Raw genomic sequence first — 26,782 nt, 5'->3', positions numbered from 1 at the left:
TAACTAACACATACATCGATACAAGATTCTCCTTTGTTATTCTTTTACATCAAAGCCCACATTACACTACGAAGTATAACAAGAAGGGGACAGGAATATGAAGAATCGATTTTTAAAACAACTACAAAACATGAAAATGAACAAAAAAAGTCTAGGAGCTGTTGCATTAACAGCTGGAATTATTGGCACGACACTTATTCCTCAAAACGCATACGCGCACGGTTTTGTTGAAAAACCTGGCAGCCGATCTGCTTTATGTAGTCCAACCTATGGTGCACTAAATGTAAATTGCGGAAGTGTTATGTATGAACCACAAAGTTTAGAAGCTCCAAAAGGCTTCCCACAAGGTGGCCCAGTTGATGGACAAATCGCTTCTGCAGGTGGTAAATTTGGTGGTGTGTTAGATCAACAAACAGCAGATCGTTGGTTTAAAAATACAATCACTGGTGGAGAAAATACATTTACTTGGAAGTATACAGCGCCTCATTTAACGAGCAAATGGCATTACTATATTACAAAAAAAGGATGGAACCCAAATAAGGCGCTCACAAGAGCAGATTTTGAACCAATTGGAACTGTACAACATGATGGGTCTGCAGCCTCAAATCATTTAACTCACAAAATCAATGTACCTACTGATCGTAGTGGATATCATGTGATTTTAGCAGTATGGGATGTAGCCGATACAGCAAATGCATTCTATAATGTTATTGATGTTAATCTCATCAATAACGTAAAACCAGATACAGAGGCTCCAAGTATTCCAAATGGAATTCAGGCCCAAAAAGTAACAGCGCATAGTATTGAACTAGCATGGACCGCTTCTACGGATAATGTAGGGGTAAAAGGATATCAAATCTTCCGTAACGGAGAGATGATTGACACAGTACCGGGCACTCATTATATTGATAAAAAATTACAACCAAGCACGGAATATTCTTATACTGTAAAAGCGATTGACGCGGCTGGAAATGCTTCGAAAGAAAGTGCAAAGCTTACAGTAAAAACGGCAGTTGAGGCTCCTGATACAGAAGCACCAACACAACCAAAAGGATTACATAGTATGGGAACGACAGCGTCAAGTGTGGATTTAATGTGGAGTCCATCTGACGATAATATTGGTGTAGACCATTATGATATTTATAGAGAAACAGAAGGTGCAATGAAAAAAATTGCAACATCTAATACAACTTCTTATATGGATAAAAATTTACTCTCTAATACTACTTATAAATATGTAGTGAAAGCTGTTGATAAAGCTGGAAATGAATCTGTACAGAGTGATATATTCACAATTACTACAAAAACTGAAAGCGCTTCATACGAAGAATGGGATGCAACGAAAGCATATGAAAAGGGAGATAGAGTTCTATACGAGGGAAAAGTATATGAAGCAGTTCAGAGTTATAAAGGAAATGGGGATCCAAACTGGATTTATGCCTTATCATTATGGAAAACAGTATAAGCTTTACTAAGGTATGAACTAAGAGATAATGGGCTTTGATGCAAAAGGACATCTTGAGAATTCATTTTTCTATTAATAAAAAAGGGTAGTATATGAATACGTAAAGTAGTTTCATATACTACCCTTTTTATTATGATAACATTTTTGTCATAAGTATATGCGGAATACCGTCTTCCATAAATACATCAGAAGAAGTTTGATAACCTAATTTTTTATAAAATCCTTCAGCTTGTGTTTGGCCGTGTAGTTTTACTTTTGCATTTTCTTTTTCACGAGCAATTTCTTCTAACGCTTGAATAATTACTTTTCCTAATCCGTATTTACGATAGTCTTTTAAAATACAAATACGTTCTAATTTTCCAGTTCCATCAACAAATCGTATGCGCCCTGTACCAACAGGAAGCTCATTATAATAAACTAAAATATGTTTACACTTCTCACCGATTTCATCGAATGTATCGAATTCATCTTCAAGAGGGACATTTTGTTCTTTTACAAATACTTCTTTTCGAATGTAGAAGGCAGTTTCTAAATCTGTAAGTTCTGTTATGAGTTTGGAGTACAATTTGTTCAGCCCTTTCTAGTGTAATGTGCTTTTGTTTTCATAGTATATCATAATGATACGTAATAAAGAGAAAATATAAAAAGCTGACTGTAACAGTCAGCATTCATTATAATTCCTGTATCCCGTTTTTTGTTCCAATTATCACCTTACTAGTCATATTAACAAACAATCCTGTTTCAACTACACCAGTAATCATTTTTAATTGCGTGTGTAAATTGGCAGGATTAGTTATGCTATGAGGAAATACACAATCAATAATTATGTTATGGTTATCGGTAATAAACGTTTCATTATTTTTTAAACGTAACGTTGTTTGACAACCTAACGCTTGAATTTTACTTTCGGTTTGTTTCCATGAAAAAGGTATAATTTCAACAGGTAATGGGAAAGTACCTAAATGCGTTACAAGTTTCGATTCATCAGCAATGATAAGTAGTTCTTTAGAGGAAGAGGCAACGATTTTTTCGCGAAGTAATGCGCCACCGCCTCCTTTTATAAGTTGTAAATTTGAATCAATTTCATCCGCTCCATCAATTGTAAGATCAAGATTTTGTACGTCGTTTAACGAAATTAGAGGGATATTTAGTTGATGTGCTAATGTTTCAGTTTCTTTTGATGTCGGTACAGCTTGAAATGATAATCCTTCTTTTACACGCTCACCTAATTTTTGTATTGTCCAATATACAGTAGAACCTGTACCAAGCCCAATCTTCATGCCATCTTTTACAAAGTTAGCAGCATATTCACCAGCGAGCTGTTTTAAATTCATCGCTTTACTCCGCCGGACGCGGCCCAGCATCAAGACCTGAATTTTCAACTGTAAGTACCGGACGAACGACTATATCCTTATGTACATGCATTTGACAAGATAATCGTAAATGATCCTCAATCCCTTTTTCCGTCATCGCATTTTTTTCATTCGCACTCGCTTCACAAAAATCACCCGCTATAATTTCTACTCTACAAGTTGTGCAACGTGCTTTTCCGCCACAACGATGGAGTATGTTTACACCGTTGTCTTCAATCGCTAATACTAATTTTGTGCCTTCTTTTACATCAAAAGTTCCCGTACCTTCAATTGTTAATTTTGGCAAATTTGTTCCTCCTCACGTAAAATTGTACATAACATATTTATGACCGCGAATTATTGAACATAAACATAATTTTTTTATATCCCCGTAACTTTTTTTAATGTTGAATCGTTTATTAAGTAAGCGCTGAAAAGGAGTGGTTATTTTGTGCACAAAAGTAACTCATATTTTAAAAAATCATATCGATATGAATCATTCAAATATAAACTTTTTAATTGAGCAATATGGAGAGTTAAAAAGATACTGTACTTTTTTAACGAAAAACAAATGGGATGGGGAAGATCTTGCCCAAGAAACAGTGTGTAAAGTACTTCAAAAATATAGAAATAAAGATATTTGTATGACACTCGTCTATAAAATAGCAAGAAATCGTTGGTTAGATCAGATGAAGTCTAAGTCTGTTCATGAAAAAATAAGAGAACAAATCACTTTTGAAGAACCACAAGAGAATATTGCAGATTTGCATGAAATGGTAGGGAAAGTATTATCTTCATTAAATGTACAGCAATCCACGATTTTATTATTAAAGGATGTTTTTCAATATAGTATCGCTGATATTGCTAAAGTATGTTCCGTATCGGAAGGGGCAGTAAAAGCTTCTTTGTTTCGTAGTAGAAATAGGCTGAAAACTGTAAGTGAAGAAGGGATTGAGATCGTTGAATTCACAGATGATATGGAAGTTGTAGTAACGTCTATTCGAGAGGAGAGACCGGAATTATTAACAAAGCTTCTTCCGACAATAGATTTTACTAAGTTACCATCTAAACAGCCAGTCTTATTATTTAATGCGAAAAACCCTTCTTCATACAGTTGTATGCTTTTAGCAGCATAACAATTATTGGAGGGATATAAAATGAATGCAATTCCATATGTAGTGGAACAAACGAAATTAGGAGAACGTTCCTATGATATATATTCAAGGTTATTGAAAGACCGTATTATTATTATCGGTTCAGAAATAAATGATCAAGTAGCAAGTAGTGTCGTAGCTCAATTATTATTTTTAGAAGCAGAAGATGCAGAGAAAGATATATTTTTATACATTAATAGCCCCGGCGGATCAACGACAGCGGGATTTGCTATATTAGATACAATGAATTTAATCAAACCTGATGTACAAACGCTATGCATGGGCTTTGCAGCATCATTTGGTGCATTGTTACTATTATCAGGTGCAAAAGGAAAACGATTTGCACTCCCAAATAGTGAAATTATGATTCATCAGCCGCTAGGTGGCGCACAAGGGCAAGCAACAGAAATTGAAATAACAGCAAAAAGAATTTTAAAATTAAAGCATGATATTAATAAAATGATTGCAGAAAAAACAGGGCAACCGATTGAAAGGGTAGCACATGATACAGAAAGAGATTATTTTATGACCGCAGAAGAAGCGAAGGCATATGGGATTGTAGATGGTGTTGTTACGAAAAAATAAGATAAAAACAGGCTAGAGGATATGCGAATCCTCTAGCCTGTTTTTATTAATCTTTTACCCATTCATTAACTAGCACTTGATTCTTCTTAATCCATTTTCGCGCCGCTTCTTCGGGATCTTTCGTTTTATTTAACTCGACCATTAATGTACCAAGCTGTTCATCGTTCATTTTCCATTTGTCAAAGTATTTTATGATATCCGGATGATCTTTTTCGAAACCTTTACGAACAGAGTAATAAATGTCATCTTTTTCACCATATACTTTCTTAGGGTCTTTTAAGTATTTTAAGTCAAATTCTGAAAAGCCCCAATGCGGATTCCAAAGCGTAACAGCGATTGGTTTCTTTTTCGTATATGCTTTCTTTAATTCACTCATCATCGCAGCTTCAGAAGATTGGACAAGTTTTAGTTTTATATCATATTCCTTCATTGCTTTATTCGTTAAATTCATAAGACTACTACCGGGTTCTATACCGACAATTTTGTTATCTAGTTCATCTTTATGAGCATTTAAATCCTCGATACTGTTTATGTTTTTCATATAAGATGGTACGACAAGACCAAGTCCGGTACCTTCATACCATTTTGATTTTAAGACAATATCATCTTTATAACGATTGTTTAGCGGTTTATCCGTAACGGGTAGCCATACTTCTAAATTAGCATCAACATCACCGCGAGCGACACCAGTCCAAATTGCCGCTTTTTCTAAATACATGAGCTCAACTTTATAGCCTTTTTGTTCTAATAGAACTTTCCACATGTTCGCAGTTGCAATGTTTTCTTTCCAACTTGTTACACCAAGTTTAATTTTCCCTTTCGAATTTGCATTTGTTGCATTACATGAAGTGAAAATCATAGTAATAAATAATGCAAGGCATATAAGCCATATTTTCTTTCGCATTGAAAACCTCCTAAGAAACGTTTGCCTTTTTAAATAAATGTATAAGTAAGCATTCTTATTATGAACGGAAACGAGAATTTTAAAGAAATCTTATGAATGTCATTTTTATGTAATATTTCTTTGTAAAATCGCAACACTATGTGAATAGATGGGTAGAAAAGGAGTAGTGACATGGATAATACAAAGGTGCGTGTTGAAAACGTAACAAAAGTATTTGGGAAACACCCGCAAAGAGCCCTTTCCTTATTAAAAGAGGGAAAAAGTAAATCAGAAATTTTGAAAGAGACAGGAATGAACGTTGGTGTGAAAAAGGCAACGTTTGAAGTATATACTGGAGAAATTTTTGTAATTATGGGTTTGTCTGGTAGTGGGAAATCTACGTTAGTTCGTATGTTAAACCAATTAATTAGACCAACAGCGGGGCATATATACATAGATGGTGAAGACATCGCAACGATGGGAAAAGAAGAGTTACGAAGAGTGAGAAGAACGAAGATGAGCATGGTCTTTCAGAAATTCGCTCTATTCCCGCATCGTACTGTTTTGCAAAACGTGGCATACGGATTAGAAATACAAGGAGTACCAGTAGAGGAACGAGAGAGAAAGGCGTTAGAGTCTTTGAAATTAGTTGGCCTAGACCATCATAAAGATAATTATCCAAGTCAACTTAGTGGTGGTATGCAGCAGCGTGTTGGCATTGCAAGAGCGCTTACGAATGATCCGGATGTTTTACTTATGGATGAGTCATTTAGTGCGTTAGATCCACTTATTCGAAAAGAAATGCAAGATGAGCTATTAGAATTACAAGACAAAATGGAAAAAACAATTATTTTTATTACGCATGATTTAGATGAAGCCCTTCGAATTGGTGATCGAATTGCGTTAATGAAGGATGGAGAGGTTGTCCAAATTGGAACACCGGAAGAAATTATGATGAGCCCTGCCAATGAATTTGTAGAGAAATTCGTGGCGGATGTGAATTTAGGAAAAGTAATTACAGCGGAATCTATATTAAAACGACCGGAGACATTATTAATTGATCGTGGACCACGTGTAGCACTTCAAATTATGAGGAATGCCGGAGTTTCTACTGTATATGTTGTAAACAAAAAGTATGAATTTTTAGGTATATTAACTGCGGATGATGCAAGTAAAGCAGTTCAAAAACAGTGGCCAATTGCTGATTTATTACTTACCGATATTCCGCATGTGTATTTAGATACTTTACTTGAAGAAACGTATGCGAAAATGGCGGAGATGAAATATCCGTTACCAGTAATCGATGAGAAGAAAAGGCTAAGAGGAATTATTAAACGTGAAAGTGTCATTCAAGCTCTTGCAGGTAATATTGAGGAAGAGGTGAAAGACGATGAATAGTATACCACGTATTCCTTTAGGGGAATGGGTCGACTCATTTGTTGCAAGTTTATATGAGCACTTTGAAGGCTTATTCCGAGGGTTCTCTTATATTATCGGCGGATTCGTTGATTTACTCACTAATTTTTTAACAATAATACCAGCCATATTGATGATTATCATCCTTTGTTTCCTCATTTGGTACACAACAAGAAAAGTATCTTTAGTCATTTTTACACTGATCGGGTTATTGTTTATTTTAAATATTAACTACTGGGCACAAACAATGCAAACATTAGCTCTTGTACTTACATCTGTTATTATTTCAATCATTGTAGGTATCCCAATCGGTATTTTAGCTTCGCAAAATGAACGGTTTTCAAAATTTTTAAAACCGACATTAGATTTTATGCAAACCATGCCGGCTTTCGTATATCTTATTCCCGCGATTACATTTTTCGGAGTAGGTGTGGTACCGGGGATTATTGCATCAGTAATCTTTGCAATGCCACCGACAATTCGTTTTACTGATTTAGGAATTAGACAAGTTCCAGAAGATTTAATTGAAGCAGCGAATGCATTTGGCTCAACCGCATCACAAAAATTATTTAAAGTACAATTACCACTCGCAACTGGAACGATCATGGCTGGTGTGAATCAAAGCATTATGCTTTCTTTATCTATGGTAGTAACAGCATCTCTTGTAGGAGCACCAGGTCTTGGGGTTGATGTATACCGCTCTGTAACACAAGTTAATATCGGAATGGGATTTGAGGCCGGACTAGCTATTGTTGTCATTGCGATTATATTAGACCGCATTACACAAGGATTTCATCAAAAAAGAAGATAACAAAAAAACACACTTTATTATACAAAGTGTGTTTTTTGTTTGAATCAGATTACATACGAACAATAACAGAAACGCCAGCTGGCGCACAAACTTGGTTTTGCTGTTGTTCAATTGATTTAATTACATGATTATTTTCTTCAATTAATGAGATTAATTTCGCTAATTGATTTTCAAGACTTGCAATACGCTGCATCATATATTGTGAATCATGATGCAATGTATTCCTTACGAGATGAGGAGAATAAACATATTGTTGATTTATATTTGGATTCCAATGAGGATGTATTTTAATCGTTCCCCCTTAAATAAATGACTGATCTTTCTTATAGTAAATGCCTATATATACTTAATGGTTACTTGAAATTTTTCCAGTGTAAAAGGAGTATGTACAGAAAATGGAAAATATTATATATGAAGGTAAAGTACATTTTTTGGAAATGTTCAAGTGAGATAGTGAATATATTAATACATTCAAGTAAGTGTATGTTATTTAGCGAGAAATGATGGGAGGAGATGTAATTTTGGCTAAAAATAATAAAAATAATAAAAATGATGCTTTGGCAATAGGTATTGGTATAGGAGTTGTAATCGGTGTATTCCAAGGTTATTTTACAAATAATTTAGTAATCGGAATTGTGATTGGGGTCGTAATTGGAATTGCGTTTTTGAAGAAATAGTGAGTTTTAAATTTCTTTCAAAAGATAATACTTCAAAAGAATGAATTTTCGGAATATAAATCCTATTTTTCCTTTTTTTATGATATTATAAATAAAAAGGATGGTGATGGATATGTCAACAAATAATCAAGTAGAACAAAACTGCTTCATTTGCGAAAAACATAAAGGAAACATTACAGTTCCAGGTGGAGCTATTTACGAAGATGAACTCGTTTACGTTGGACATGTCTACTGGGATAGTGAAGAAACATACCTTGGTTATGTAATGATAGATATAAAAAGACATGTACCCGGCCTTGCTGAACTAACAGATGAAGAAGCGAAAGCGTTCGGACTTATAACAAGTAGAGTAAGTAAAGCGCTAAAAGAAAGTGAAGGTGCTGAACATATTTACACTTTTGTTTCAGGAAATGGTGTACCACATATGCATATGCACATCATACCGCGTTATGCAAATACACCAAAAGAGTTTTGGTCACCGACTGAAGTAGCGAAATGGAACGGTGCGCCTTATGGTGACGCAGAAAAAATCAAAAAACTATGCGAAAGATTACGAAAGTATATGGTGAGTGAATATGCATACAACAAATAATAGACAACATTCATGGGTTGGAAGTAGAGAAATGTGTTTAGATGAAATTTCGGTAAAGCAATATGGTGATATCGTGCTCGGTGCATATGGTGGAAATATTAGTGCCGGAGCAAAAAAGAACGAAGATGGTGCGTTAGTTTGGTCAAATGGTGATTGGGAATTTGCAGCTATATTAGATGGACATAATAGTGCAGAAAGTGTTGATTTAGTAGTAAATACAATTCAAAAAGAATATGAAAATATAAAAGAAATGATGAATGAATCGATTGATACAGTATTTCGATCTATTGAAAATCATATTCTTACTATCTTTCAATCTTCTTCATTTAAGGAAAAGTGTCAAAGAATTAAAGGTGAAACTGCTTGCTTACTATGTGTAAGAAAAGAAAATTATATATGGTGGCTATCTATTGGAGACTGTTTAGTGTATGTATTTCATGAAGAGTTACATAAGTTAGGACAATATGCATTAAATCAACGTCATTTTTACGAATGGATTGGAAATGTAAACACATTTGATTTCCCTGTTCCTTGTTATTCAACAGGCATTCGTGAATTACGTAATGGAAAGAATCGAATTGTAATGGTGACAGATGGGGTATTAGAATGCGGGGAACGTCGGTATGAAACTCCTATAAATCTGTATAGTGATATGAATAGAAATAATTACATACTCAAAGAAAATATTCATAATGTTTTAGAACATGTTCATCAGCAATTAGGAAGAGATAGTGCGACGATTATTAGTTGGGACGTAGAGAACAAAATGAGTACTACGTATCCGAGTGATCAGCCGGACAAAATCCAGACGATAAGATAAAGGAGGTGATCTCTCTAATGCATGTGAAAGTAGTTGTATTAGTTTTATGGATCATATTCTTAGTTGTTTTAGAAAATATAGTGAGAAAAAGGCTAAATATACCGAAACAAAAAGGATGGAATAATAAATATGTAAACAAGCTGCATAAATGGGGAAACAGGATTATTATTTTTTCTTATATAGTAGTTATAATTATATGCTCTTTTCTTTCGAATCCTCTATACATGGGTTTTCTACCTTTTCTGTTTTTAATTACATTATATAGTTTCGAATCATATATGGAATGGAAATATGATCGAGAATCAAAGGAGTTTTTGATATCCTTAGGCGGAGCTATTTCATTAATGATAACGGGGATAATACTATATTTCCTTATTTAATACATATTGATTGCAACACTATCGTAATATCATATAATGAGAAATTATAAGGAGAGAAGAAATGAAAAGTCCTCGATTACGCGCTGAAGTAATGATTTTAAATAAAGATCATTCTAAAGTACTAGTACAATGTGATTTAAGTGAAACATTTTATCGTTTTCCAGGAGGCTCTATTGAATTTGGTGAAACAGCAAAAGAAGCAATAGTAAGAGAATTAATGGAAGAATACGATTTGAAGATTGATGTTCAAGAATTAGCCGTAGTAAATGAACATATTTTCGAGTGGAACAACGAAAAAGGACATCATTGTACATTGATACATTGAGGAGTTGTTAAAGAGAGGGTTACAAATGAAATAAGACATAAAGAATATGAGAATATTATATTAATATGGAAGGGCATAGAGGAATTAAAGGAGAAACTAACATATCCTGAAGGAATTGTAAGTTATTTAGAAGAGAATGATCGTAAAATAGTCCAATTTATTTCTAAAGATAAATAAAGTAATAGGAGGAATGTAAATGAGAACCTATACGTTTTGGATTATAATCTTTTTTCTTTGTATAGGTGGCTACTTTTTGGAACAATTTTTAAGAAGAAAGTTGAACATGCAGAAGAGAGGTTTCTTTGGATATAAACATGTAAATAGTCTACATGTGAAATTGGAAATAGGCTTGTTTATTATTTATCTTATAAGTGGCTTTATTTATATAAATAGCTTTGAAAATGCAAATGTAGGGTATGCTTTTTTCATTTTTTTTGGAACGCTATGGACGTTAAGGGCATGGATGGAGTGGAAATATGATAGGGAATCGAAGGAATATATTCTTTCGATAATCGGTTTATTGGCATTTACAGTTATGATTTCATCGCTCATTTACTTTGATCCGTTTTCAATTTAAAACGAAAAGAATAAAATAAGGAGATAGAATAATTTGGGGTTAAATGAAATGATTGAAAGAATTCAAGAAAAATGTACGGAACAATCAGTAATAATAATAGGTATTGATGGTTGTGGCGGTGCAGGTAAAAGTACGTTAGCTAATAAAATAAAAAGTGATTTTTCAACTGTAACGGTTGTACATATGGATGATTTTTATTTACCATCTGCAAAGATTGTAAATGTACATCCTACGAATAAATCGATTGGTGCAGATTTTGACTGGAAACGTCTTTTACAAGAAGTTTTAGATCCTATTAGTAATGGATTAGAAGGGCGTTATAAGCGTTATGATTGGGAAAAGGATTCTTTAGTTGGATCCCATATTGTTCCTGCCAGTGGTATTGTAATTATTGAAGGTGTATATGCAACACGTCAGGAGCTAGCGGAAATGTATGATTTGAAAATATGGGTGAATTGTCCTCGTGAAACACGTATAAAAAGAGGGATTGCTAGAGACGGGGAAGCTGCGCGCGATATGTGGGAAAACAATTGGATGGTTGCTGAAGATATGTATGTAGAAAGTCATAAGCCACATGAATTTGCAGATGTTATTATTGATGGCACAAATAATGAAATAACTAATAAATAAGAAACCATCTACTGCTAAATGGTTTCTTATTTATTTAAGTATTTATTTTAGCTAAAATAGATGTAACGAAATTTGTTTTATCCTCTGCATATTGATGTTTATCATTAGGATTAGCTTTTGAAAGTTGAATCTTTAACTGTTCATACTGTATACGAGCAGTTTTATTGTCTATTAAGTAATCTCGAAATTGTAATTGTTCTATTAAATATGTATTCCCTCGTTCATACATATGAATTTGATGAGTTCTTGGCTCACCTTTATTAAAATAATATCGTTCAGGCAATACATCTTCTCTATATTTATAGTTTAGTAGTTCTAACTTTTTAATACAATGTACACCGTCCGTATAATTTTCTAATTCGATTGCTATATCAATAATTGGCTTTGCACTTAAATGTGGAATAGAAGTACTACCAATATGGTGTATCGCTAAAATATGTTCGCCAATTTGTTCCTCAATGAATTGTTTCTCCTTTACAAATTCAATTGCCCACTCTTCAGTCCATGGAACTAAAAACACTTTACCGTAGGGTAAACCTAACATTTAATTAGCACCTCTTTCAAATGGTTTTTAAAAAAGGGAATTACATCTTCTTAAAGCTTCTCAAAACAAGGTATTCCCACAATCTCCAAGGAAGAATTTTCTTTGCAAAGATCATAAATTTCACACCTTTACCGATTGGATATCGTAAATTCGTACGCTTAGACTCAACAATTTCTACAATTTTATTAGCAACATCTATTGGATTACCAAATGTATCACTGCCACTATTAATATGTTTTTGTATTTTGTCCATATATTCTTTGTAAGGAGAAGTAGTATCAGATTGGTTTGTAGCTAGTTGTTTACCAACTTCCCAAATATTCGTGTTATAAGAACCAGGTTCCACTAAAGCAACATCTATTCCGAATGGTTTTACTTCTAAACGAAGGGATTCACTCCATCCTTCTAATGCATGTTTTGAAGAAACGTAAGGAGATAGACCGGGGAATCCAACTTGTCCACTAATGCTACTTATATTAATTATTTTTCCACTTTGTTGTTCTCTCATATATGGTAAAACAAGCTGAGTGATCGATATAGCACCAAAAAGATTCGTTTCAAATTGTTTGCGATATTCCTCTACTAGAATTTCTTCTACAAAGCCACCATTAGCATATCCTGCATTATTAATAAGGAGGTCTACTCTGTTTATTTCTTTTAAAAATAATTGAAAGTTATGTATAGAGTTTTGATCGGTTACATCTAATTGTTGAATTTTAATGTTTTGCTGTAAGCTGAGTTGGGTAGCTTGAGATAGTAAGTTCACTTGTTTTTCAAGGTTCCTCATTGTAGCGATAACGCAATAGTTTTTTTTCGCAAGTTCAATTGTTGTTAAAAGACCGAACCCACTTGAAGCCCCGGTTATAACTGCGATTTTTTTATTCATTTTTTGCTCTCTTTCTTTTTCTTTTATCATAACGAGTTATGATAAGAAAATCTATTATTCTTATATTCGTTTTGAGAGAATTACCCGTTAACTCTATATTCTATGAGATTTTTAAAAGAGGAAATTATACGGACTCAGCGTATATAGAGAAGTGAGTAGGAATACGTTAATGAAATGAGGGAAGAAAAATGGCCCATGTGAAAGATGTATTAGCAGATCAGTTATTAGCCAATGCAAACGATCCTAGTTGGTATATTCCGTTTTCAGATGCAGTGAAAGATCTATCTGAGAGAGAGGCTTTCTGGAAACCGAATGAAGAGAGTAATAGTATAGCTGAAATTGTACAACATTTATTGTATTGGAACTCAACGTGGCAAACTAGGTATAAAGAATCAAATGTGAATGCCGTGCCCGCTATTGGTGATAATAACAAAAGTTTTATGCTTTCAGATAATCAAACCTTCGATGAGTTAAGAGAAAAACTACTAGAGAAACTGTTACAATGGCAAAAACTTATCAATGAAGAGAAGGTTGAAAGTGATGTAATTGGATTTCCAGTATGTGCGAAGTGGTGGGAAGTGCTAGCAAATGTAACAACTCATAATGCTTATCATATTGGTCAAATTATTTACATTCGGAAGTTACAGAAGAGTTTTGATAATGAATAAGATAATAATTCTCAAATTAGGTGAACAAAAGTGGACAAAACGAGACAAGTGTCTCATTTTGTCCACTTTTTTATTATGGAAGAAAAGAGAAAACCTATTAAATCAAGGATTAGAATTTGGCACAGTACTTGCAATATAAAAGATGAACAAGAAAATAGGAGGGCTGGACATGTTAAAAACAACTGAAAGTAAAGGGAATGAAATTACGAAAGAACAAGCTCGTTGGATGTATGAAAAAATGTTAGAGATTCGTAAGTTTGAAGATAAAGTACATGAATTGTTCGCTCAAGGCGTGCTGCCAGGTTTCGTCCATTTATACGCAGGTGAAGAAGCGGTAGCGGTTGGTGTATGTGCCCACTTAACGGATAGTGACAGTATTACAAGTACGCATAGAGGACATGGACATTGTATCGCAAAAGGCTGTGATTTAAACGGTATGATGGCTGAACTTTTTGGTAAAGCGACAGGATTATGTAAAGGTAAAGGCGGCTCCATGCATATTGCCGATTTAGATAAAGGAATGCTTGGTGCGAATGGAATTGTAGGTGGTGGTTTCCCGCTTGCTTGCGGTTCGGCATTAACTGCTAAGTATAAAGGAACAAAAGATGTAAGTGTTTGCTTCTTCGGTGACGGAGCGAATAATGAAGGGACTTTTCATGAAGGAGTTAACTTAGCGGCGATTTGGAAGTTACCAGTTATTTTTATCGCTGAAAATAACGGTTACGGTGAAGCAACGACATTTGAATATGCTTCAAGTTGTGATTCTATCGCGGATCGTGCGAAAGCTTATAACATTCCAGGTGTTCAAGTGGATGGAAAGGATCTTCTAGCTGTATATAAAGCTGCTGAAGAAGCAGTAGAACATGCACGTAATGGTGGTGGTCCAACCATAATTGAATGTATGACATATCGTAATTACGGTCATTTCGAAGGTGAAGCACAAACATATAAAACTTCAGAAGAAAAAGAAGAACATTTAAACGAAAAAGATGCAATTGTGAATTTCCGTAAGCATTTAATTCATGAAGCTTTATTAACTGAGTCTGAACTTGTGGATATGGAAAAGGCAGTAGATGAGGCAGTACAAAGATCAATTGAGTTTAGTGAAAATAGTCCGTATCCAGATGATGAAGAATTATTAAAAGATGTTTATGTTTCTTATAAATAAGAGGAGGGTGAAAAATTATGACTAGAACAGTAAGTATGTCAACTGCAATCAATGAAGCGATGAAAATATCGATGAGCCGTGATGAAAATGTAATTTTAATAGGAGAAGACGTTGCAGGTGGTGCGCAAGTTGATCATTTGCAAGATGATGAAGCATGGGGCGGTGTTCTTGGTGTTACGAAAGGTCTTGTACAAGAATTTGGTCGGAATCGTATTTTAGATACACCAATTTCAGAAGCGGGTTATATGGGAGCAGCAATGGCAGCTGCAGCAACTGGTTTACGTCCGATTGCTGAATTAATGTTTAATGATTTTATCGGTAGTTGTCTTGATCAAGTATTAAACCAAGGTGCAAAATTCCGTTATATGTTCGGTGGTAAAGCGAAAGTGCCAGTTACGGTACGTACGATGCATGGTGCAGGTTTTAGCGCAGCAGCACAGCATTCACAAAGTTTATATGCGTTATTTACGAGCATTCCAGGAATTAAAGTTGTCGTTCCTTCCACTCCGTATGACGCAAAAGGCTTATTGTTAGCGGCAATTGAAGATGATGACCCAGTAATCTTCTTTGAAGATAAAACACTTTACAACATGAAAGGTGAAGTGCCAGAAGGATACTATACAATTCCATTAGGGAAAGCCGATATGAAACGTGAAGGTTCTGATGTAACAATCGTCGCAATTGGAAAACAAGTTCACACGGCGCTTGCAGCGGCTGAGCAATTATCGAAAAAGGGGCTTGAAGTAGAAGTAATCGATCCACGATCTTTATCACCACTTGATGAAGATACGATTTTAGCATCTGTTGAAAAAACAAATCGTCTTATCGTCATTGACGAAGCAAACCCAAGATGTAGTATCGCAACAGATATCGCGGCAATTGTAGCGGATAAAGGATTTGATTTGCTAGATGCACCTATTAAACGAATTACTGCACCACATACACCTGTTCCGTTCTCGCCACCACTTGAAAAGTTGTATTTGCCAACGCCAGAAAAAGTAATTGAAACTGTATCAGAAATGATCGGAGACCAATCTTTATTACATGTGTAATAAAACGATGAGAAGGGAGAGAGCAGTATGGCTGTAGAAGTTGTAATGCCAAAGTTAGGTATGGCGATGAAAGAAGGTATTATTACGAGCTGGAATATTAAAGCAGGCGACCATGTATCAAAAGGTGAACTAATTGCTAGTATTAACTCGGAAAAAATCGAAACGGAAATAGAAGCACCAGCTGATGGAACTGTTCTTGATATAGCTGTAAGTGAAGATGAGGGAGTTCCACCTGGCACTGTAATTTGTTATATCGGTAAGCCGAATGAAAAAGTAGAAGTCTACGAAAGTACAAATGTTGTAGAAGAAAAAACATCTAATCCAGAACCTAAAAAGGTCCAACATCCAGAACCTTATGTCATAGATGTGACGAAGCAAAGAGTTAAAATATCTCCAGTAGCGAAGAAAATTGCAAAAACTGAAAATCTTGATATTAAATCATTACTTGGTACCGGTCCAGGTGGAAGAATTACAAAGGTAGATGTATTAAAGGCGCTTGAAGAAAGAGTAGCAATTCCAAAAGTACTTGAACAGGAGGAAAGTAAAGTAATTCCAGTTACCGGTATGCGGAAAGCAATCGCAAACCGTATGCATGCAAGCTTACAAAATAGCGCGCAATTAACATTAACGATGAAAGTAGATGTTACAGATTTAGTTGCTTTACATAAAGAGATAGCGGACGTTGTGCAAAAACGATACGATAACAAACTAACCATTACGGATTTTGTTTCTCGTGCTGTTGTATTAGCACTTGGAGAACATAAAGAAATGAACAGTGCTTATATAGATGATACTATTCATCAATTTGAACATGTTCATTTAGGTATGGCAGTCGCATTAGAAAAAGGATTAGTCGTTCCAGCTGTTCGCTTTGCTAATAATCTATCTTTAGTAGAGTTATCTAAACAAATTAAAAACGTTGCACAAAAAGCAAGAGAAGGTAGTTTAAGTAGTGATGATATGCAAGGTACAACCTTTACAATTAGTAATTTAGGTAGCTTTGGAATTGAATATTTTACGCCAGTATTAAATACGCCGGAAACTGGTATTTTAGGCGTAGGTGCAATTGAACATGTTCCAGTATATAAAGGAAAGAAAATAAGAAAAGGCAGTATGTTACCTTTAAGTTTAACATTCGATCATCGTGTATTAGATGGTGCACCAGCAGCTGCATTTTTACGCACAATTAAACGTTATTTAGAAGAACCTGTAACAATTCTTTTATAAAGAGAAGGTGAGAGAATGAGTAAACTAGTCGTTATTGGTGGCGGACCTGCTGGCTATGTAGCGGCAATTACCGCGGCTCAAAATGGAAAAGATGTCACTCTTATTGATGAAGCTGATCTTGGCGGGACTTGTTTAAATGTTGGGTGCATGCCTACAAAATCATTGTTAGAAAGTGCAGAAGTGCATGACATTGTGAGAAAAGCGAATCATTATGGAGTTACATTTAACAATGGAAGTATATCAATTGATTGGAAGCAAATGCAGGCAAGGAAATCACAAATCGTAACGCAGCTCGTCCAAGGAATTCAATATTTAATGAAGAAAAATAAAATAAAAGTTATACAAGGTAAAGCGAAATTTGAAACGGATCATCGTGTGCGAGTTATATACGGTGATAAAGAAGATGTAGTAGATGGAGAACAGTTCATTATAGCAGCAGGTTCAGAACCGACTGCATTACCCTTTGCTCCATTTGACGGAAAGTGGATTTTAAATAGCAGCCATGCAATGTCCATAGATTATATACCAAAATCATTATTAATCGTTGGCGGTGGTGTAATAGGATGCGAGTTTGCAAGTATTTATAGTCGTCTTGGAACAAAAGTTACGATTGTTGAAATGGCACCGCAATTATTACCAGGTGAAGATGAAGATATCGCACACATTTTAAGAGGGAAACTAGAAAATGATGGTGTAGAAATATTTACAGGAGCAGCTTTAAAAGGATTAAATAATTATAAGAAGCAGGCTTCATTTGAATATGAAGGAAGTATCCAAGAAGTTAATCCAGAATTTGTTCTCGTTTCTGTCGGCCGAAAACCACGTGTACAACAATTAGATTTAGAAAAAGCAGGCATTCAATATTCAAATAAAGGAATTTCTGCGAATGAACATATGCAAACAAATGTATCACATATTTACGCAGCAGGTGATGTGATTGGTGGAATCCAACTTGCTCACGTTGCCTTCCATGAAGGAACTACGGCAGCATTACACGCAAGTGGAGAAGATGTAAAAGTAAACTACCATGCTGTACCTCGCTGTATATATACAGCTCCAGAAATTGCTAGTGTCGGTTTAACAGAAAAAGATGCAAGAGAGCAGTACGGTGACATACAAATTGGAGAATTTCCTTTTACAGCAAACGGAAAAGCGCTTATTATTGGCGAACAAACAGGTAAAGTAAAAGTTATTGTGGAACCAAAATATCAAGAAATTGTAGGGATTTCTATTATTGGTCCACATGCAACTGAACTGATTGGACAAGGAACTGTAATGATTCATACAGAAGTTACCGCTGATATTATGAGAGATTATATTGCGGCACACCCAACTTTATCTGAAGCGATTCATGAAGCGCTATTGCAAGCGGTAGGACATGCTGTACATGCTTAAATAGAAATATGATAAGCCACTATTCTCTAAATGAAAGAGAGAATAGTGGCTTGAATTTTTACAGAAGAAATTGAATATCCTATTATTTTTTTACGTCAATCGCTGAAGTAATATCGTTCCAATCAGCAGCTAGATTAGCAGTTTTACCGTACCAATCAGCGTGTTTAAATATAACACCTTTTCCATATCCTTGTGTAGAAGTATGCTCCCAAAGTGTCGTTGAATAACTTGCAGAAGGTGATGCTGTACTTACAGAGGAAATTCTGTCGTTCCAGCTAGATGGTAAGTTTTTAAAGCCGCTGCTCCAGTAAATATATTGACCACCTTTATCTTTATGTTCATAAAAATCAGTACTACCAGCACCGCTACCTAAAGGATTAATTTTATTTTTAAGTACTTTTTTATCCTTTTCAATATAAGCATCTAATGTTTCGCGGCTAGTAAAACCATAAGCTAACCAATCTCCATTTTCATTTTGCTCTGGTAATACCATAGTAATTTGGATGTCTTTCTTATCTTGATCACTTAATTTTGTAAGTGAATTAACATTCTGTTCATCCACTTTTAAATAATCAAAAGACTTAATTGTGTTACTTTTTTCTTCAGCACTTGCTACTCCTAGTCCTCCAGTTAATGCAAATCCCGCTACTAATGTACCTGCTACTAATTTCTTCAACATATAACCATCCCTTTTTGTTTAGATTTTTGTACAGGTGAATCTTTGTACTAGTAAAATGTATTCTAATTATAGACTATTGTAAATATTCTGAAGTTTTAGAAATAAAAGGCGGAATATTTACAGTTTTGCATTTTTTCTTTAGAAAAAATGGTAATTGGAATGATATAATAAATAGATATTTTGCTTCTATTGGATGTTAAAATGTTTTAGGAGGAAAGCCATTGAAGTATTTCAATAAAGATTGGTATAAAGAAATGCAAGTGTCTGGATTTTTAATTTTCTCAGAAACAGTAGAAGAATGGGAAAAGATGTTGCGAGAGAGCGAAAAGATAGGAATGGATTATAAGCAAAGTTTAAGAGAAGACGTGGAAGAAAAGAAAGAAGATTTATTAAAGTTCCTCCCTAAATCACTGCATCCATACATTCATGACAATACAATTAATTCAGAATACCCATCGGAAAAACTAAAGAAACTTATACTTGAATGGACAAAGGATTATGAGAAAAGAATGAATGATTTAGAACAAGCATATATAGATAATTATAATACAATAAAAGAAAAGCTCGAGCAGAATGTCGTTCAACTACATGAATACTCACTACATGACAGTGTAGTCAAATCAGTTGAGAGAAAATCAGAAGATACGCTAATTATAACTTTAGATTGCAGTGGTACTTTCAGTGGATTTGATAAACTGCAAGTAACTTTTACAGGCGTAACGAAATGTTCAGTTCCGGAAAATTTTGAAGGTGCTTGGTGGTTATGTCATGAAATAGATCTTATTAATGAAGGATTCGAATTGGGTGTTTTATTTGATTGCCCATTTGAAGAAGTGACGATTTGTGCAAAAGATGTATTGCTTAAGATAGGTAACTAGTAAACTTTACAAACAAAAAACAGACTTATTTGACTGTTTTTTATTTCGTTGCTAAATTATCAAGCTTCCAATATGTATCTGTTAATGGAGCAGCTTTGCTATCTATGTATAGATACATATTATTTAAATCTTTTGGTAAAGTTTTCATATTAAATTCAATGTCGGTAGTGAAAGAAAACTCAGATGGAACCTTTTTAGCATTTTGCATTTTCAACAGTTGCTCTATAGTATTCTTTTTTAAATACTTCTTCATAGTGCATTGCATTCTTTTCAAGAGTGCTTTTTTTTGTTTTGGTGTAGTACCTTTCTGTATTAAAAAGATAAACATAGGAATGATTTTACATTTATAGAAGGGTGAATAGAATGGCAATTGCGTAATATAAAAATATACATTTATTTAGTTATTAAGTTAATGGGATAGAAAAAGGGAGAAAACCTGTATAGAGTTGAATAAAGAAGTATTGAAAATATTGTAAAACAGAAAAAACATGCATATAATTAAAATATAGATTAATTTTCTGAATCTTCAATAATGGTGGTGGGAACATGTTTACTGAAGAGCGTAGAGAGAAAATTTTAGAGTTACTTAAGAAAGATGGAAGAGTAATCGCAAAGGATCTCGCGGAAAGTTTCGATATGTCTATCGATTCTATAAGAAGAGATTTGTCTATTATGGAGAAGGATGGCTTATTGAAAAGAACGCACGGAGGTGCAATTGAACTTGCTAGAGTAAGGAATTTAGCCGCCGATCCATTTGAGCGTTATAGTAATGGTTCTATATATGAAGACGCAATTGTAAAAATCGCAACTTCTTATATACAAGAAGGAGATTCCGTTTTTATTGGTGGGGCTTCGATTCATTATGCCATGTTAAAATATTTACCTGAAACATCATTTACAGTTGTTACGAATTCTATAGAAATTGCTAGTACGTTACGGGAATATAAGAACATTGATACGTATTTAATTGGTGGAAAGGTGAAACCGTCAGGAAATATGACAGATACACTTGCCTCTGAATTGATAAGTAGATTTTCTATTGATCTTCATTTCTCTACAGGTGGTGGTATTTCATTGAATGGTATAAGTACTGCAACGCCGGAAGTTGCTTATTTTAGTAAAACAGTAAGTAAGATTGCTAGAAAGAATATTTGTTTAGCACCTCATAATAAACTTGGAATAGACTGCTTTATAAAAGGAGAGTCACTGATTGAAATTGACCTTATAATAACAGATTCGGAGGCTAGTAAAGAAACGATTCAAGAATTTGAGAAGCAAGGTAAAGAGATTGTAATAGCACCAATAGACTGCATGTAAAAGGAGTTTGAAATGATTATAAAAGGACAAGAATTTCATGTGAATGGATTAACTTATACAATTCGTTCTGCAGCTGAAACAGATGCGGAACAGTTGTCGGAAATTAGAGTTCAGATCGATGGAGAAACTGAAAATATGGATAGAGAAGCTGGAGAGGGATTTATAGATAAGATAGGGTTTCAAAAAATAATAAAAACAGATAGTGACGAGACAAAGAATCTGTTTTTAGTTGCAGAAGTGCACAATCGAATCGTTGGATTTTCAAGATGCGAAGGTTCAAATTTGAAGAGATTATCTCATAAAATAGAATTTGGCGTTTGTATTTTGAAGGAGTTTTGGGGATATGGAATGGGGAAGAGTTTATTGCAACAATCTATTCATTGGGCTGATGGAAATGAGATTAAAAAAATATCATTACAAGTATTAGAGACAAACGAAAAAGCCATTGAGCTTTATAAAAAATTAGGTTTTGAAGTAGAAGGTATTTTAAAAAATGATAAAAGGATGTCGGATGGGAAGTATTATAATACGGTTGTAATGGGAAGGTGTATTTGAGTCTGCTTATAAAAGAGGTGGGAATGTATGTTTTATAGAAGAAAGTACTATATAGTAAAAAGTGAATTTATTAAAATATTTAATGATCATTTCAATAACACAAACTTACCTAATCAGTTAAAGCATGGATCTAGGCTAATAGGACGTTGGATGAAAGATAATAAGAATGGTACGACTGAAGTGTTTGCCATATGGGAATATGATAGTTATGAACAGTATAAAGAAATTGAATCGAAAATTAGAAGTGACGAGAAGCATATTAGAAGAATACATGAATGGTATGAAAAACATGGCGGAAGAGAATATGTTTTACAGAAGTACATAGTAGAGATGAAAAATGAAGAGTTAGTATGTACTATAAAGTGATAGAGAGGTAAGGGATAAGGGGAATGAAAATAAAATTATATTTTAGTGTAGCATCCACTATTTTATTTGCAATAGCCGTGATTGTTTTCTTTATAAATGGCAGTCCACAAAAGTGGTTTTGGTTATATATTTTCGTTGCGTCCATTATACAAAATATAGTGCTACTAAAAAAGCACAAAGAAGCGCATTAAGATATTCAAATTATTAACATATTTGTGTCGTCTTTCTAGTTTTATTGAAAACGCTTTTATTCAGTTTTATAATAAAAGTATGTTTTATAAATCTCCAAAACAATTAAAAGGGAGATGATACAATGTTAGCTTCACCATATTACTTACATACATGGAAAAAGTTTGTTGATGAAGGAGTCCTTGATTCAAACCGTATAAACGAAAGAATTTCAGAGTCATGGCATCGATGTAAACAAGCAAATGTGAATCCTCATATGAATAAAGGTCAGAAAATTTTGTCTTCTAATATTTTTCAAGACCAAAAGAAAAAGAGTGAAATCTTCCTAGATATAGCAATCCCTCAAATACAAAATATGAGAAAAACCATTGATGAACTGCAAATGATGGCATTATTAATTGATCCAGACGGTTACGTTTTATCGTTAAGTGGAAATCAACAAACGTTAAAACGAGCGAAACATATTAATTTCATTGAAGGTGTGAAATGGACAGAAGCAGCAGTTGGTACAAATGCGATAGGTACCGCGCTTGAGATTGAAGAGGCTATTATGATAAGTGGTACAGAACATTATTCTGTCGCATCTCATAGCTGGAGCTGTGCAGCTGCTCCCATTCATAACGATGATGGGAAATTAATTGGCGTTCTAGATTTCTCCTGTCCAATTGAATTTTCGCATCCATATATGCTCGGAATGGTAACTTCGATTGCACATGCGATTGAACGTGAATGTAGTATTCGAATACATCAAAATGAACTGCATTTAATCCATCGTTTTTTAGATGTAATTGACAGTGATGAACAAGTAGTAATTTGTAATCATCGCGATGTTATCGTTTCTGCGAGTAAGAGTGTTCGGGAACGAGTTTCTAATTGGTCACGAATGAAACTTGAAGATTTAATGCACAATGGATTGAAATCTAAGTTAGAAGTGCCAGTATACAGTAATAACAGAATGATTGGGAAATGTATTTATGTAAAGGAAAATAAACAAGAAAATTTATTTTCTATTTCCCCACTTATAAACGGAATGACTTTCCCTGGAGTTATTGGGACAAGCGATGTATTTCAACATACTTTAGAAGAAATTAAGCTTGTATCTCCAACTGACGCTACAGTATATGTGTGCGGGGAAACAGGTGTAGGGAAAGAATATGTTGCGAGAGCAATTCATGAAAATAGTCCTCGAAAAAATGGTCCTTTTATAGCTGTTAATTGCGGTTCATTACCGAAAGAATTAATGGAAAGTGAATTGTTCGGTTATGCTGAAGGAGCGTTTACAGGTGCACGGCGCCAAGGATATAAAGGGAAATTCGAACAAGCAGACGGAGGAACAATATTTTTAGATGAAATTGGTGAAGTACCGCCAGAGATGCAAGTAGCGTTATTGCGAGTTTTACAAGAACGAACAGTAACCCCAATTGGAAGTGCAAAAGAGGTACCGGTTAATATTCGTATTATTACTGCGACACATAAAGATTTATTACGTTTAGTGGAAGAAGGAAAATTCCGTCAAGATTTATATTATCGTTTGCATGTTTATCCACTATATGTCCCATCGTTAATAGAAAGAAAAGAGGATATTCCGCATTTTATAAAACATTTTTGCGAACGAAAGAATTGGAATGTTATATTTCCAAAAAGTATTTGTAATCAATTTTATCAGCATACATGGCCCGGAAATATTCGAGAATTATTAAATGTATTAGAACGCATCTACATTTTGTCGCAAGGACGAGAAATATGCGAAAAACAAATCTCTTTTTTATTACAAACAATGATGGGAAATCAACATCAATTTGAATTGCAAGCAGAAAATAAAACAGAGAACACATTAAATTTCCGTGAAAAAATACAGCGTGATAGCATGATTGAAGCGTTAGAAAAGACAAATGGAAATGTTTCATTAGCTGCAAAACTTTTAGATGTACCTCGAAGTACATTTTATAAACGAATGCAAAAATATAAGCTATAAAGTAGATTTTTGTAATCTACTTTTCTTTATGGGCTCACGTTCTGTCGGAATATGCGCTTACCGGGGAAATAATAGAATAGTTAGAAATTATTTTCCGGAAGGGAGGACTTATGTGAAGTATATTGAAATTGGTATTGGAAATAGGTGGTTCGTTCGAACGGAAACTGAAAATAAAGATGGAACTGAATTTGAGGAACGAGGAATTATAAAACCTATTTATTTTGAGTCTTTATATGTACGAATGTGGTTTCGGAAAACGTGTTTAATTTTTGATACGAAAGAAGGGTTTAAAAAAGTTAAGAAGAGGAGGATTGAATATAAATTTATAGTTGGAATTGTAAGTAGACTGGATAAAGAAAACGTGGGCTAACATGCGAAGTTATATTGACCAGGAAATTCTTTTGACTTATATCAAATTCATGAAAAGCAATTTTACTAAATATAAATTGTAAATAAAACCACTAAAAATTATTATCAAGACCTAAAAGCTAAAAATCCTAAAAAAATAAAGGTGAGCGCATATTAGTCATGTATAATATGTACTCACCTTTATTTTCTTGTTCAAAGCACCCGTTAGTCACTCATGGTACATGGAATGAAGTGTGGTATTGATTTAAAATAAAGTTTGATAATTTATAAAAAAGATTGATAAAACCCTGTATTAATATAAGGTTTTTCTTTTGCTCCTTAAATTTCAGTTGTATTGTTCAATTAAAGGGCCAGATTATTGAGAAAACAGGAATAATAAGAATACTCAAAAGATTGTTTGTGAAGTGTTACACTTAAACTAATGGGCAGTTTAGCTTAAGTACATTTTTTCACAAATTTAAAGGGAGAAATTTCCCCATTTTTTATACCAGCTTAACGTTGATTTGGGAATATTGAACTTCGCTACCTGCTAATTGAATTCTACTTCATCTGGAGATATTTAAATTAAAATGTTTCCTTTCTTCTGACAGACTTATTAAATTTCGAAAACAATCAATTCAATCATCTTTTCGTATAGAAAAACATATTAAGAAACATGCACTAGAAAAAATATAAATCATATATAGGAGATATCCCGTTTGAATGCTTGAGGAGGATATTATGAAACCTATGTTACCTAGTGAAAAATATTTCGGTAATTTAGAACTAGTTTATGCATTTTATGGGGCTATGCCTACAGGTGTTACTGTTTCAGAAACCGGTCGTATTTTCATTTGCTTTCCGAAATGGGGAGACGATGTTAAATTTACGGTGGCGGAAATTTTTGAGGATAAATTGCAGCCTTATCCTAATTTACAAACCAATTTGGTTAACCCCGAGAATATCCCAATGACTTTCATCAGTGTCCAAAGTGTAGTTGCTGATGGAAGGGGAACGCTTTGGATATTAGATACAGCGGCACCCAATTTTTCTGAACCTATTAAAGGGGGGGCAAAATTAGTCGCTGTTGATTTAGAAACCAATACAATAAGAAAAGTTTATACCTTTACAGAAGATGTTGTCCTGCCTACAACTTATCTGAATGATGTCCGTTTCGATTTTCGTGTTGGAAAAGCAGGTTATGCCTATATAACGGATTCTTCTTCAAGAGGACCAGGAGCTATTATCGTCGTAGATTTATCAAATGGAAACGCGTTTAGACGGTTAAATGGAGCAAATTCAACTTCACCCGATCCCTATTTTTTACCGAAAGTAGAAGGTCAAATTTTAATGAATCGAAACAAAGACGGTTCAACTTCTCCATTTAGGTTGGCGTCTGATAGTCTTGCGATTTCTCCTGATGGAAAGATATTATTTTTTGCTCCACTAACCAGTCGGCATTTGTTCTCGATCTCAACAGAAGCCCTGAGAGACAGAACGATACCGGACATGAATTTACCTTATTATGTGGAGTATTGGGGAGAAAAAGGTGCGTCTGATGGAATGATCACCGATGCAAAGGGAACTGTTTATGCTGGAGATTATGAAAACAACAGTATCCGTAAGATATTGCCAAATGGCATAATGGAAACTATCGCACATGATCCGAGAGTTTTGTGGCCGGATACTTTTTCAATTGGTCCGGATCAATATTTGTATGTCATTGTGAACCAATTACATCGACAGCCTAGATTTCATTATGGAAAAGACTTACGACAGAAACCTTATAGTTTACTTCGTATCAAAATTGATGAAATTCCTGCTCCGACCTTTTCATAATAAAAATTGTCAATCAATTGTTTTCATTG

At 34.2% G+C, this 26,782-nt stretch carries 31 protein-coding genes and 2 pseudogenes; 24 read left to right on the top strand and 9 right to left on the bottom strand.

Features of this window, described 5'->3' with window-relative positions:
- The first annotated feature begins 97 nt into the window (after positions 1-97).
- Positions 98-1,465 carry a lytic polysaccharide monooxygenase gene (locus AC2CGR_RS08985; RefSeq protein ID WP_484480757.1) on the top strand — a complete coding sequence of 456 codons (1,368 nt, stop codon included), beginning with the start codon at positions 98-100 and terminating at the stop codon, positions 1,463-1,465.
- 130 nt (positions 1,466-1,595) lie between these two features.
- On the opposite strand, the gene AC2CGR_RS08980 is transcribed toward AC2CGR_RS08985, so the two are convergent.
- The 3 genes from AC2CGR_RS08980 to AC2CGR_RS08970 form a co-directional block, all read right to left on the bottom strand.
- Positions 1,596-2,030 carry a GNAT family N-acetyltransferase gene (locus tag AC2CGR_RS08980; protein ID WP_087963950.1) on the bottom strand — a complete coding sequence of 145 codons (435 nt, stop codon included), beginning with the start codon at positions 2,028-2,030 and terminating at the stop codon, positions 1,596-1,598.
- Positions 2,031-2,136: 106 nt separating this feature from the next.
- Positions 2,137-2,799, bottom strand: a complete 663-nt coding sequence (gene rpiA / locus AC2CGR_RS08975; protein WP_131102364.1) for a ribose-5-phosphate isomerase RpiA — start codon at positions 2,797-2,799, stop codon at positions 2,137-2,139.
- Between the two features lie 4 nt (positions 2,800-2,803).
- Complete coding sequence (locus AC2CGR_RS08970; RefSeq protein WP_029438605.1) at positions 2,804-3,124, bottom strand: 2Fe-2S iron-sulfur cluster-binding protein; 321 nt, start codon at positions 3,122-3,124, stop codon at positions 2,804-2,806.
- Between the two features lie 142 nt (positions 3,125-3,266).
- Between AC2CGR_RS08970 and AC2CGR_RS08965 the strand changes: the two genes are divergently transcribed.
- Together AC2CGR_RS08965 and clpP are read left to right on the top strand one after the other, a co-directional pair.
- Positions 3,267-3,953 carry an RNA polymerase subunit sigma-70 gene (locus AC2CGR_RS08965; protein ID WP_087963952.1) on the top strand — a complete coding sequence of 229 codons (687 nt, stop codon included), beginning with the start codon at positions 3,267-3,269 and terminating at the stop codon, positions 3,951-3,953.
- A 21-nt stretch (positions 3,954-3,974) separates the two neighbouring features.
- The gene (gene clpP / locus AC2CGR_RS08960) at positions 3,975-4,556 is read left to right on the top strand and encodes an ATP-dependent Clp endopeptidase proteolytic subunit ClpP (RefSeq protein WP_071725649.1); all 582 of its coding nucleotides are present in this window, start codon (positions 3,975-3,977) and stop codon (positions 4,554-4,556) included.
- A 46-nt stretch (positions 4,557-4,602) separates the two neighbouring features.
- On the opposite strand, the gene AC2CGR_RS08955 is transcribed toward clpP, so the two are convergent.
- Positions 4,603-5,460 (bottom strand): glycine betaine ABC transporter substrate-binding protein, encoded by an 858-nt coding sequence (locus tag AC2CGR_RS08955; protein WP_071725648.1) that lies wholly within the window; start codon positions 5,458-5,460, stop codon positions 4,603-4,605.
- A 171-nt stretch (positions 5,461-5,631) separates the two neighbouring features.
- Here AC2CGR_RS08955 and AC2CGR_RS08950 point away from each other — a divergent pair, with 171 nt between their 5' ends.
- Both AC2CGR_RS08950 and AC2CGR_RS08945 read left to right on the top strand, forming a co-directional pair.
- Positions 5,632-6,837 (top strand): quaternary amine ABC transporter ATP-binding protein, encoded by a 1,206-nt coding sequence (locus AC2CGR_RS08950; RefSeq protein WP_087963953.1) that lies wholly within the window; start codon positions 5,632-5,634, stop codon positions 6,835-6,837.
- Positions 6,830-7,666 (top strand): ABC transporter permease, encoded by an 837-nt coding sequence (locus tag AC2CGR_RS08945; RefSeq protein ID WP_001084762.1) that lies wholly within the window; start codon positions 6,830-6,832, stop codon positions 7,664-7,666. The genes AC2CGR_RS08950 and AC2CGR_RS08945 overlap by 8 nt, the downstream gene beginning before the upstream one ends.
- A gap of 49 nt (positions 7,667-7,715) precedes the next feature.
- Here AC2CGR_RS08945 and AC2CGR_RS08940 read toward each other — a convergent pair whose 3' ends face one another.
- Complete coding sequence (locus AC2CGR_RS08940; RefSeq protein WP_087963954.1) at positions 7,716-7,952, bottom strand: hypothetical protein; 237 nt, start codon at positions 7,950-7,952, stop codon at positions 7,716-7,718.
- Positions 7,953-8,169: 217 nt separating this feature from the next.
- Between AC2CGR_RS08940 and AC2CGR_RS08935 the strand changes: the two genes are divergently transcribed.
- The 7 genes and pseudogenes from AC2CGR_RS08935 (at position 8,170) to AC2CGR_RS08905 (ending at position 11,667) form a co-directional block, all read left to right on the top strand.
- The gene (locus AC2CGR_RS08935) at positions 8,170-8,343 is read left to right on the top strand and encodes a glycine zipper domain-containing protein (RefSeq protein ID WP_142391882.1); all 174 of its coding nucleotides are present in this window, start codon (positions 8,170-8,172) and stop codon (positions 8,341-8,343) included.
- Between the two features lie 106 nt (positions 8,344-8,449).
- Complete coding sequence (locus tag AC2CGR_RS08930) at positions 8,450-8,935, top strand: HIT family protein (RefSeq protein WP_087963956.1); 486 nt, start codon at positions 8,450-8,452, stop codon at positions 8,933-8,935.
- Complete coding sequence (locus AC2CGR_RS08925; protein WP_484480756.1) at positions 8,919-9,755, top strand: PP2C family serine/threonine-protein phosphatase; 837 nt, start codon at positions 8,919-8,921, stop codon at positions 9,753-9,755. Before AC2CGR_RS08930 ends, AC2CGR_RS08925 begins: the two co-directional genes overlap by 17 nt.
- Before the next feature lie 17 nt (positions 9,756-9,772).
- Positions 9,773-10,135, top strand: coding sequence for a DUF4181 domain-containing protein (locus AC2CGR_RS08920; RefSeq protein WP_087963958.1), 363 nt, complete (start codon positions 9,773-9,775; stop codon positions 10,133-10,135).
- A gap of 61 nt (positions 10,136-10,196) precedes the next feature.
- Positions 10,197-10,637, top strand: a pseudogene (locus AC2CGR_RS08915) (NUDIX domain-containing protein).
- A 19-nt stretch (positions 10,638-10,656) separates the two neighbouring features.
- On the top strand, positions 10,657-11,037 hold the full coding sequence (locus tag AC2CGR_RS08910; RefSeq protein WP_131102361.1) for a DUF4181 domain-containing protein: 381 nt from the start codon (positions 10,657-10,659) through the stop codon (positions 11,035-11,037).
- Positions 11,038-11,085: 48 nt separating this feature from the next.
- Complete coding sequence (locus AC2CGR_RS08905) at positions 11,086-11,667, top strand: uridine kinase family protein (RefSeq protein WP_372460098.1); 582 nt, start codon at positions 11,086-11,088, stop codon at positions 11,665-11,667.
- Between the two features lie 34 nt (positions 11,668-11,701).
- Here AC2CGR_RS08905 and AC2CGR_RS08900 read toward each other — a convergent pair whose 3' ends face one another.
- Both AC2CGR_RS08900 and AC2CGR_RS08895 read right to left on the bottom strand, forming a co-directional pair.
- Entirely contained in the window at positions 11,702-12,211 is a 510-nt protein-coding gene (locus tag AC2CGR_RS08900) for a GrpB family protein (protein WP_087963960.1), read from the bottom strand.
- 40 nt (positions 12,212-12,251) lie between these two features.
- Complete coding sequence (locus AC2CGR_RS08895) at positions 12,252-13,097, bottom strand: SDR family oxidoreductase (RefSeq protein WP_484480755.1); 846 nt, start codon at positions 13,095-13,097, stop codon at positions 12,252-12,254.
- A 188-nt stretch (positions 13,098-13,285) separates the two neighbouring features.
- Here AC2CGR_RS08895 and AC2CGR_RS08890 point away from each other — a divergent pair, with 188 nt between their 5' ends.
- The 5 genes from AC2CGR_RS08890 to lpdA all read left to right on the top strand — a co-directional run bounded on the left by AC2CGR_RS08890 (position 13,286) and on the right by lpdA (position 18,607).
- Positions 13,286-13,765, top strand: coding sequence for a DinB family protein (locus AC2CGR_RS08890; RefSeq protein WP_071715665.1), 480 nt, complete (start codon positions 13,286-13,288; stop codon positions 13,763-13,765).
- 169 nt (positions 13,766-13,934) lie between these two features.
- Positions 13,935-14,933, top strand: a complete 999-nt coding sequence (gene acoA / locus AC2CGR_RS08885) for an acetoin:2,6-dichlorophenolindophenol oxidoreductase subunit alpha (RefSeq protein ID WP_071715664.1) — start codon at positions 13,935-13,937, stop codon at positions 14,931-14,933.
- A 17-nt stretch (positions 14,934-14,950) separates the two neighbouring features.
- Positions 14,951-15,985, top strand: coding sequence for an acetoin:2,6-dichlorophenolindophenol oxidoreductase subunit beta (gene acoB / locus AC2CGR_RS08880; protein ID WP_071715663.1), 1,035 nt, complete (start codon positions 14,951-14,953; stop codon positions 15,983-15,985).
- Positions 15,986-16,012: 27 nt separating this feature from the next.
- A complete protein-coding gene (locus AC2CGR_RS08875; RefSeq protein ID WP_071715662.1) occupies positions 16,013-17,212 on the top strand; it encodes a dihydrolipoamide acetyltransferase family protein in 1,200 nt (399 codons plus the stop codon).
- Between the two features lie 15 nt (positions 17,213-17,227).
- Positions 17,228-18,607, top strand: a complete 1,380-nt coding sequence (lpdA, locus tag AC2CGR_RS08870; protein ID WP_071715661.1) for a dihydrolipoyl dehydrogenase — start codon at positions 17,228-17,230, stop codon at positions 18,605-18,607.
- Between the two features lie 82 nt (positions 18,608-18,689).
- On the opposite strand, the gene AC2CGR_RS08865 is transcribed toward lpdA, so the two are convergent.
- Positions 18,690-19,286 carry a hypothetical protein gene (locus tag AC2CGR_RS08865; RefSeq protein WP_000914455.1) on the bottom strand — a complete coding sequence of 199 codons (597 nt, stop codon included), beginning with the start codon at positions 19,284-19,286 and terminating at the stop codon, positions 18,690-18,692.
- Positions 19,287-19,507: 221 nt separating this feature from the next.
- Between AC2CGR_RS08865 and AC2CGR_RS08860 the strand changes: the two genes are divergently transcribed.
- A complete protein-coding gene (locus tag AC2CGR_RS08860; RefSeq protein WP_071715660.1) occupies positions 19,508-20,164 on the top strand; it encodes a DUF4085 family protein in 657 nt (218 codons plus the stop codon).
- 40 nt (positions 20,165-20,204) lie between these two features.
- On the opposite strand, the pseudogene AC2CGR_RS08855 reads toward AC2CGR_RS08860, so the two are convergent.
- Positions 20,205-20,457: pseudogene (locus tag AC2CGR_RS08855) on the bottom strand (hypothetical protein); the annotation flags it as partial.
- A 253-nt stretch (positions 20,458-20,710) separates the two neighbouring features.
- Here AC2CGR_RS08855 and AC2CGR_RS08850 point away from each other — a divergent pair.
- The 6 genes from AC2CGR_RS08850 to AC2CGR_RS08825 all read left to right on the top strand — a co-directional run bounded on the left by AC2CGR_RS08850 (position 20,711) and on the right by AC2CGR_RS08825 (position 26,753).
- Entirely contained in the window at positions 20,711-21,481 is a 771-nt protein-coding gene (locus tag AC2CGR_RS08850; protein ID WP_087963961.1) for a DeoR/GlpR family DNA-binding transcription regulator, read from the top strand.
- Between the two features lie 12 nt (positions 21,482-21,493).
- A complete protein-coding gene (locus tag AC2CGR_RS08845) occupies positions 21,494-22,036 on the top strand; it encodes a GNAT family N-acetyltransferase (protein WP_087963962.1) in 543 nt (180 codons plus the stop codon).
- Between the two features lie 27 nt (positions 22,037-22,063).
- Positions 22,064-22,402: an NIPSNAP family protein gene (locus AC2CGR_RS08840; RefSeq protein ID WP_071725629.1), complete on the top strand. Its 339-nt coding sequence runs from the start codon at positions 22,064-22,066 to the stop codon at positions 22,400-22,402.
- A gap of 313 nt (positions 22,403-22,715) precedes the next feature.
- Positions 22,716-24,566 (top strand): sigma-54-dependent Fis family transcriptional regulator, encoded by a 1,851-nt coding sequence (locus tag AC2CGR_RS08835; protein WP_087963964.1) that lies wholly within the window; start codon positions 22,716-22,718, stop codon positions 24,564-24,566.
- 112 nt (positions 24,567-24,678) lie between these two features.
- Positions 24,679-24,936 (top strand): DUF3977 family protein, encoded by a 258-nt coding sequence (locus tag AC2CGR_RS08830; protein WP_071715655.1) that lies wholly within the window; start codon positions 24,679-24,681, stop codon positions 24,934-24,936.
- Positions 24,937-25,655: 719 nt separating this feature from the next.
- Positions 25,656-26,753: an L-dopachrome tautomerase-related protein gene (locus AC2CGR_RS08825; RefSeq protein ID WP_087964051.1), complete on the top strand. Its 1,098-nt coding sequence runs from the start codon at positions 25,656-25,658 to the stop codon at positions 26,751-26,753.
- The last annotated feature ends 29 nt before the right edge of the window (positions 26,754-26,782 follow it).

The organism is Bacillus sp. LSHTCR4 (assembly GCF_057197025.1).
This window is presented reverse-complemented; position numbering and strand designations above follow the sequence as displayed.

Bases quoted from the DNA above. Each gene is read 5' to 3' on its own strand.
- AC2CGR_RS08985 (WP_484480757.1), top strand. From the start codon at position 98: ATGAAGAATCGATTTTTAAAACAACTACAAAACATGAAAATGAACAAA.
- rpiA (WP_131102364.1), bottom strand. From the start codon at position 2,799: ATGAATTTAAAACAGCTCGCTGGTGAATATGCTGCTAACTTTGTAAAA.
- clpP (WP_071725649.1), top strand. From the start codon at position 3,975: ATGAATGCAATTCCATATGTAGTGGAACAAACGAAATTAGGAGAACGT.
- AC2CGR_RS08955 (WP_071725648.1), bottom strand. From the start codon at position 5,460: ATGCGAAAGAAAATATGGCTTATATGCCTTGCATTATTTATTACTATG.
- AC2CGR_RS08950 (WP_087963953.1), top strand. From the start codon at position 5,632: ATGGATAATACAAAGGTGCGTGTTGAAAACGTAACAAAAGTATTTGGG.
- AC2CGR_RS08945 (WP_001084762.1), top strand. From the start codon at position 6,830: ATGAATAGTATACCACGTATTCCTTTAGGGGAATGGGTCGACTCATTT.
- AC2CGR_RS08935 (WP_142391882.1), top strand. From the start codon at position 8,170: ATGGGAGGAGATGTAATTTTGGCTAAAAATAATAAAAATAATAAAAAT.
- AC2CGR_RS08930 (WP_087963956.1), top strand. From the start codon at position 8,450: ATGGATATGTCAACAAATAATCAAGTAGAACAAAACTGCTTCATTTGC.
- AC2CGR_RS08925 (WP_484480756.1), top strand. From the start codon at position 8,919: ATGCATACAACAAATAATAGACAACATTCATGGGTTGGAAGTAGAGAA.
- AC2CGR_RS08920 (WP_087963958.1), top strand. From the start codon at position 9,773: ATGCATGTGAAAGTAGTTGTATTAGTTTTATGGATCATATTCTTAGTT.
- AC2CGR_RS08910 (WP_131102361.1), top strand. From the start codon at position 10,657: ATGAGAACCTATACGTTTTGGATTATAATCTTTTTTCTTTGTATAGGT.
- AC2CGR_RS08905 (WP_372460098.1), top strand. From the start codon at position 11,086: ATGATTGAAAGAATTCAAGAAAAATGTACGGAACAATCAGTAATAATA.
- AC2CGR_RS08900 (WP_087963960.1), bottom strand. From the start codon at position 12,211: ATGTTAGGTTTACCCTACGGTAAAGTGTTTTTAGTTCCATGGACTGAA.
- AC2CGR_RS08895 (WP_484480755.1), bottom strand. From the start codon at position 13,097: ATGAATAAAAAAATCGCAGTTATAACCGGGGCTTCAAGTGGGTTCGGT.
- AC2CGR_RS08890 (WP_071715665.1), top strand. From the start codon at position 13,286: ATGGCCCATGTGAAAGATGTATTAGCAGATCAGTTATTAGCCAATGCA.
- acoA (WP_071715664.1), top strand. From the start codon at position 13,935: ATGTTAAAAACAACTGAAAGTAAAGGGAATGAAATTACGAAAGAACAA.
- acoB (WP_071715663.1), top strand. From the start codon at position 14,951: ATGACTAGAACAGTAAGTATGTCAACTGCAATCAATGAAGCGATGAAA.
- AC2CGR_RS08875 (WP_071715662.1), top strand. From the start codon at position 16,013: ATGGCTGTAGAAGTTGTAATGCCAAAGTTAGGTATGGCGATGAAAGAA.
- lpdA (WP_071715661.1), top strand. From the start codon at position 17,228: ATGAGTAAACTAGTCGTTATTGGTGGCGGACCTGCTGGCTATGTAGCG.
- AC2CGR_RS08865 (WP_000914455.1), bottom strand. From the start codon at position 19,286: ATGTTGAAGAAATTAGTAGCAGGTACATTAGTAGCGGGATTTGCATTA.
- AC2CGR_RS08850 (WP_087963961.1), top strand. From the start codon at position 20,711: ATGTTTACTGAAGAGCGTAGAGAGAAAATTTTAGAGTTACTTAAGAAA.
- AC2CGR_RS08845 (WP_087963962.1), top strand. From the start codon at position 21,494: ATGATTATAAAAGGACAAGAATTTCATGTGAATGGATTAACTTATACA.
- AC2CGR_RS08840 (WP_071725629.1), top strand. From the start codon at position 22,064: ATGTTTTATAGAAGAAAGTACTATATAGTAAAAAGTGAATTTATTAAA.
- AC2CGR_RS08835 (WP_087963964.1), top strand. From the start codon at position 22,716: ATGTTAGCTTCACCATATTACTTACATACATGGAAAAAGTTTGTTGAT.
- AC2CGR_RS08825 (WP_087964051.1), top strand. From the start codon at position 25,656: ATGAAACCTATGTTACCTAGTGAAAAATATTTCGGTAATTTAGAACTA.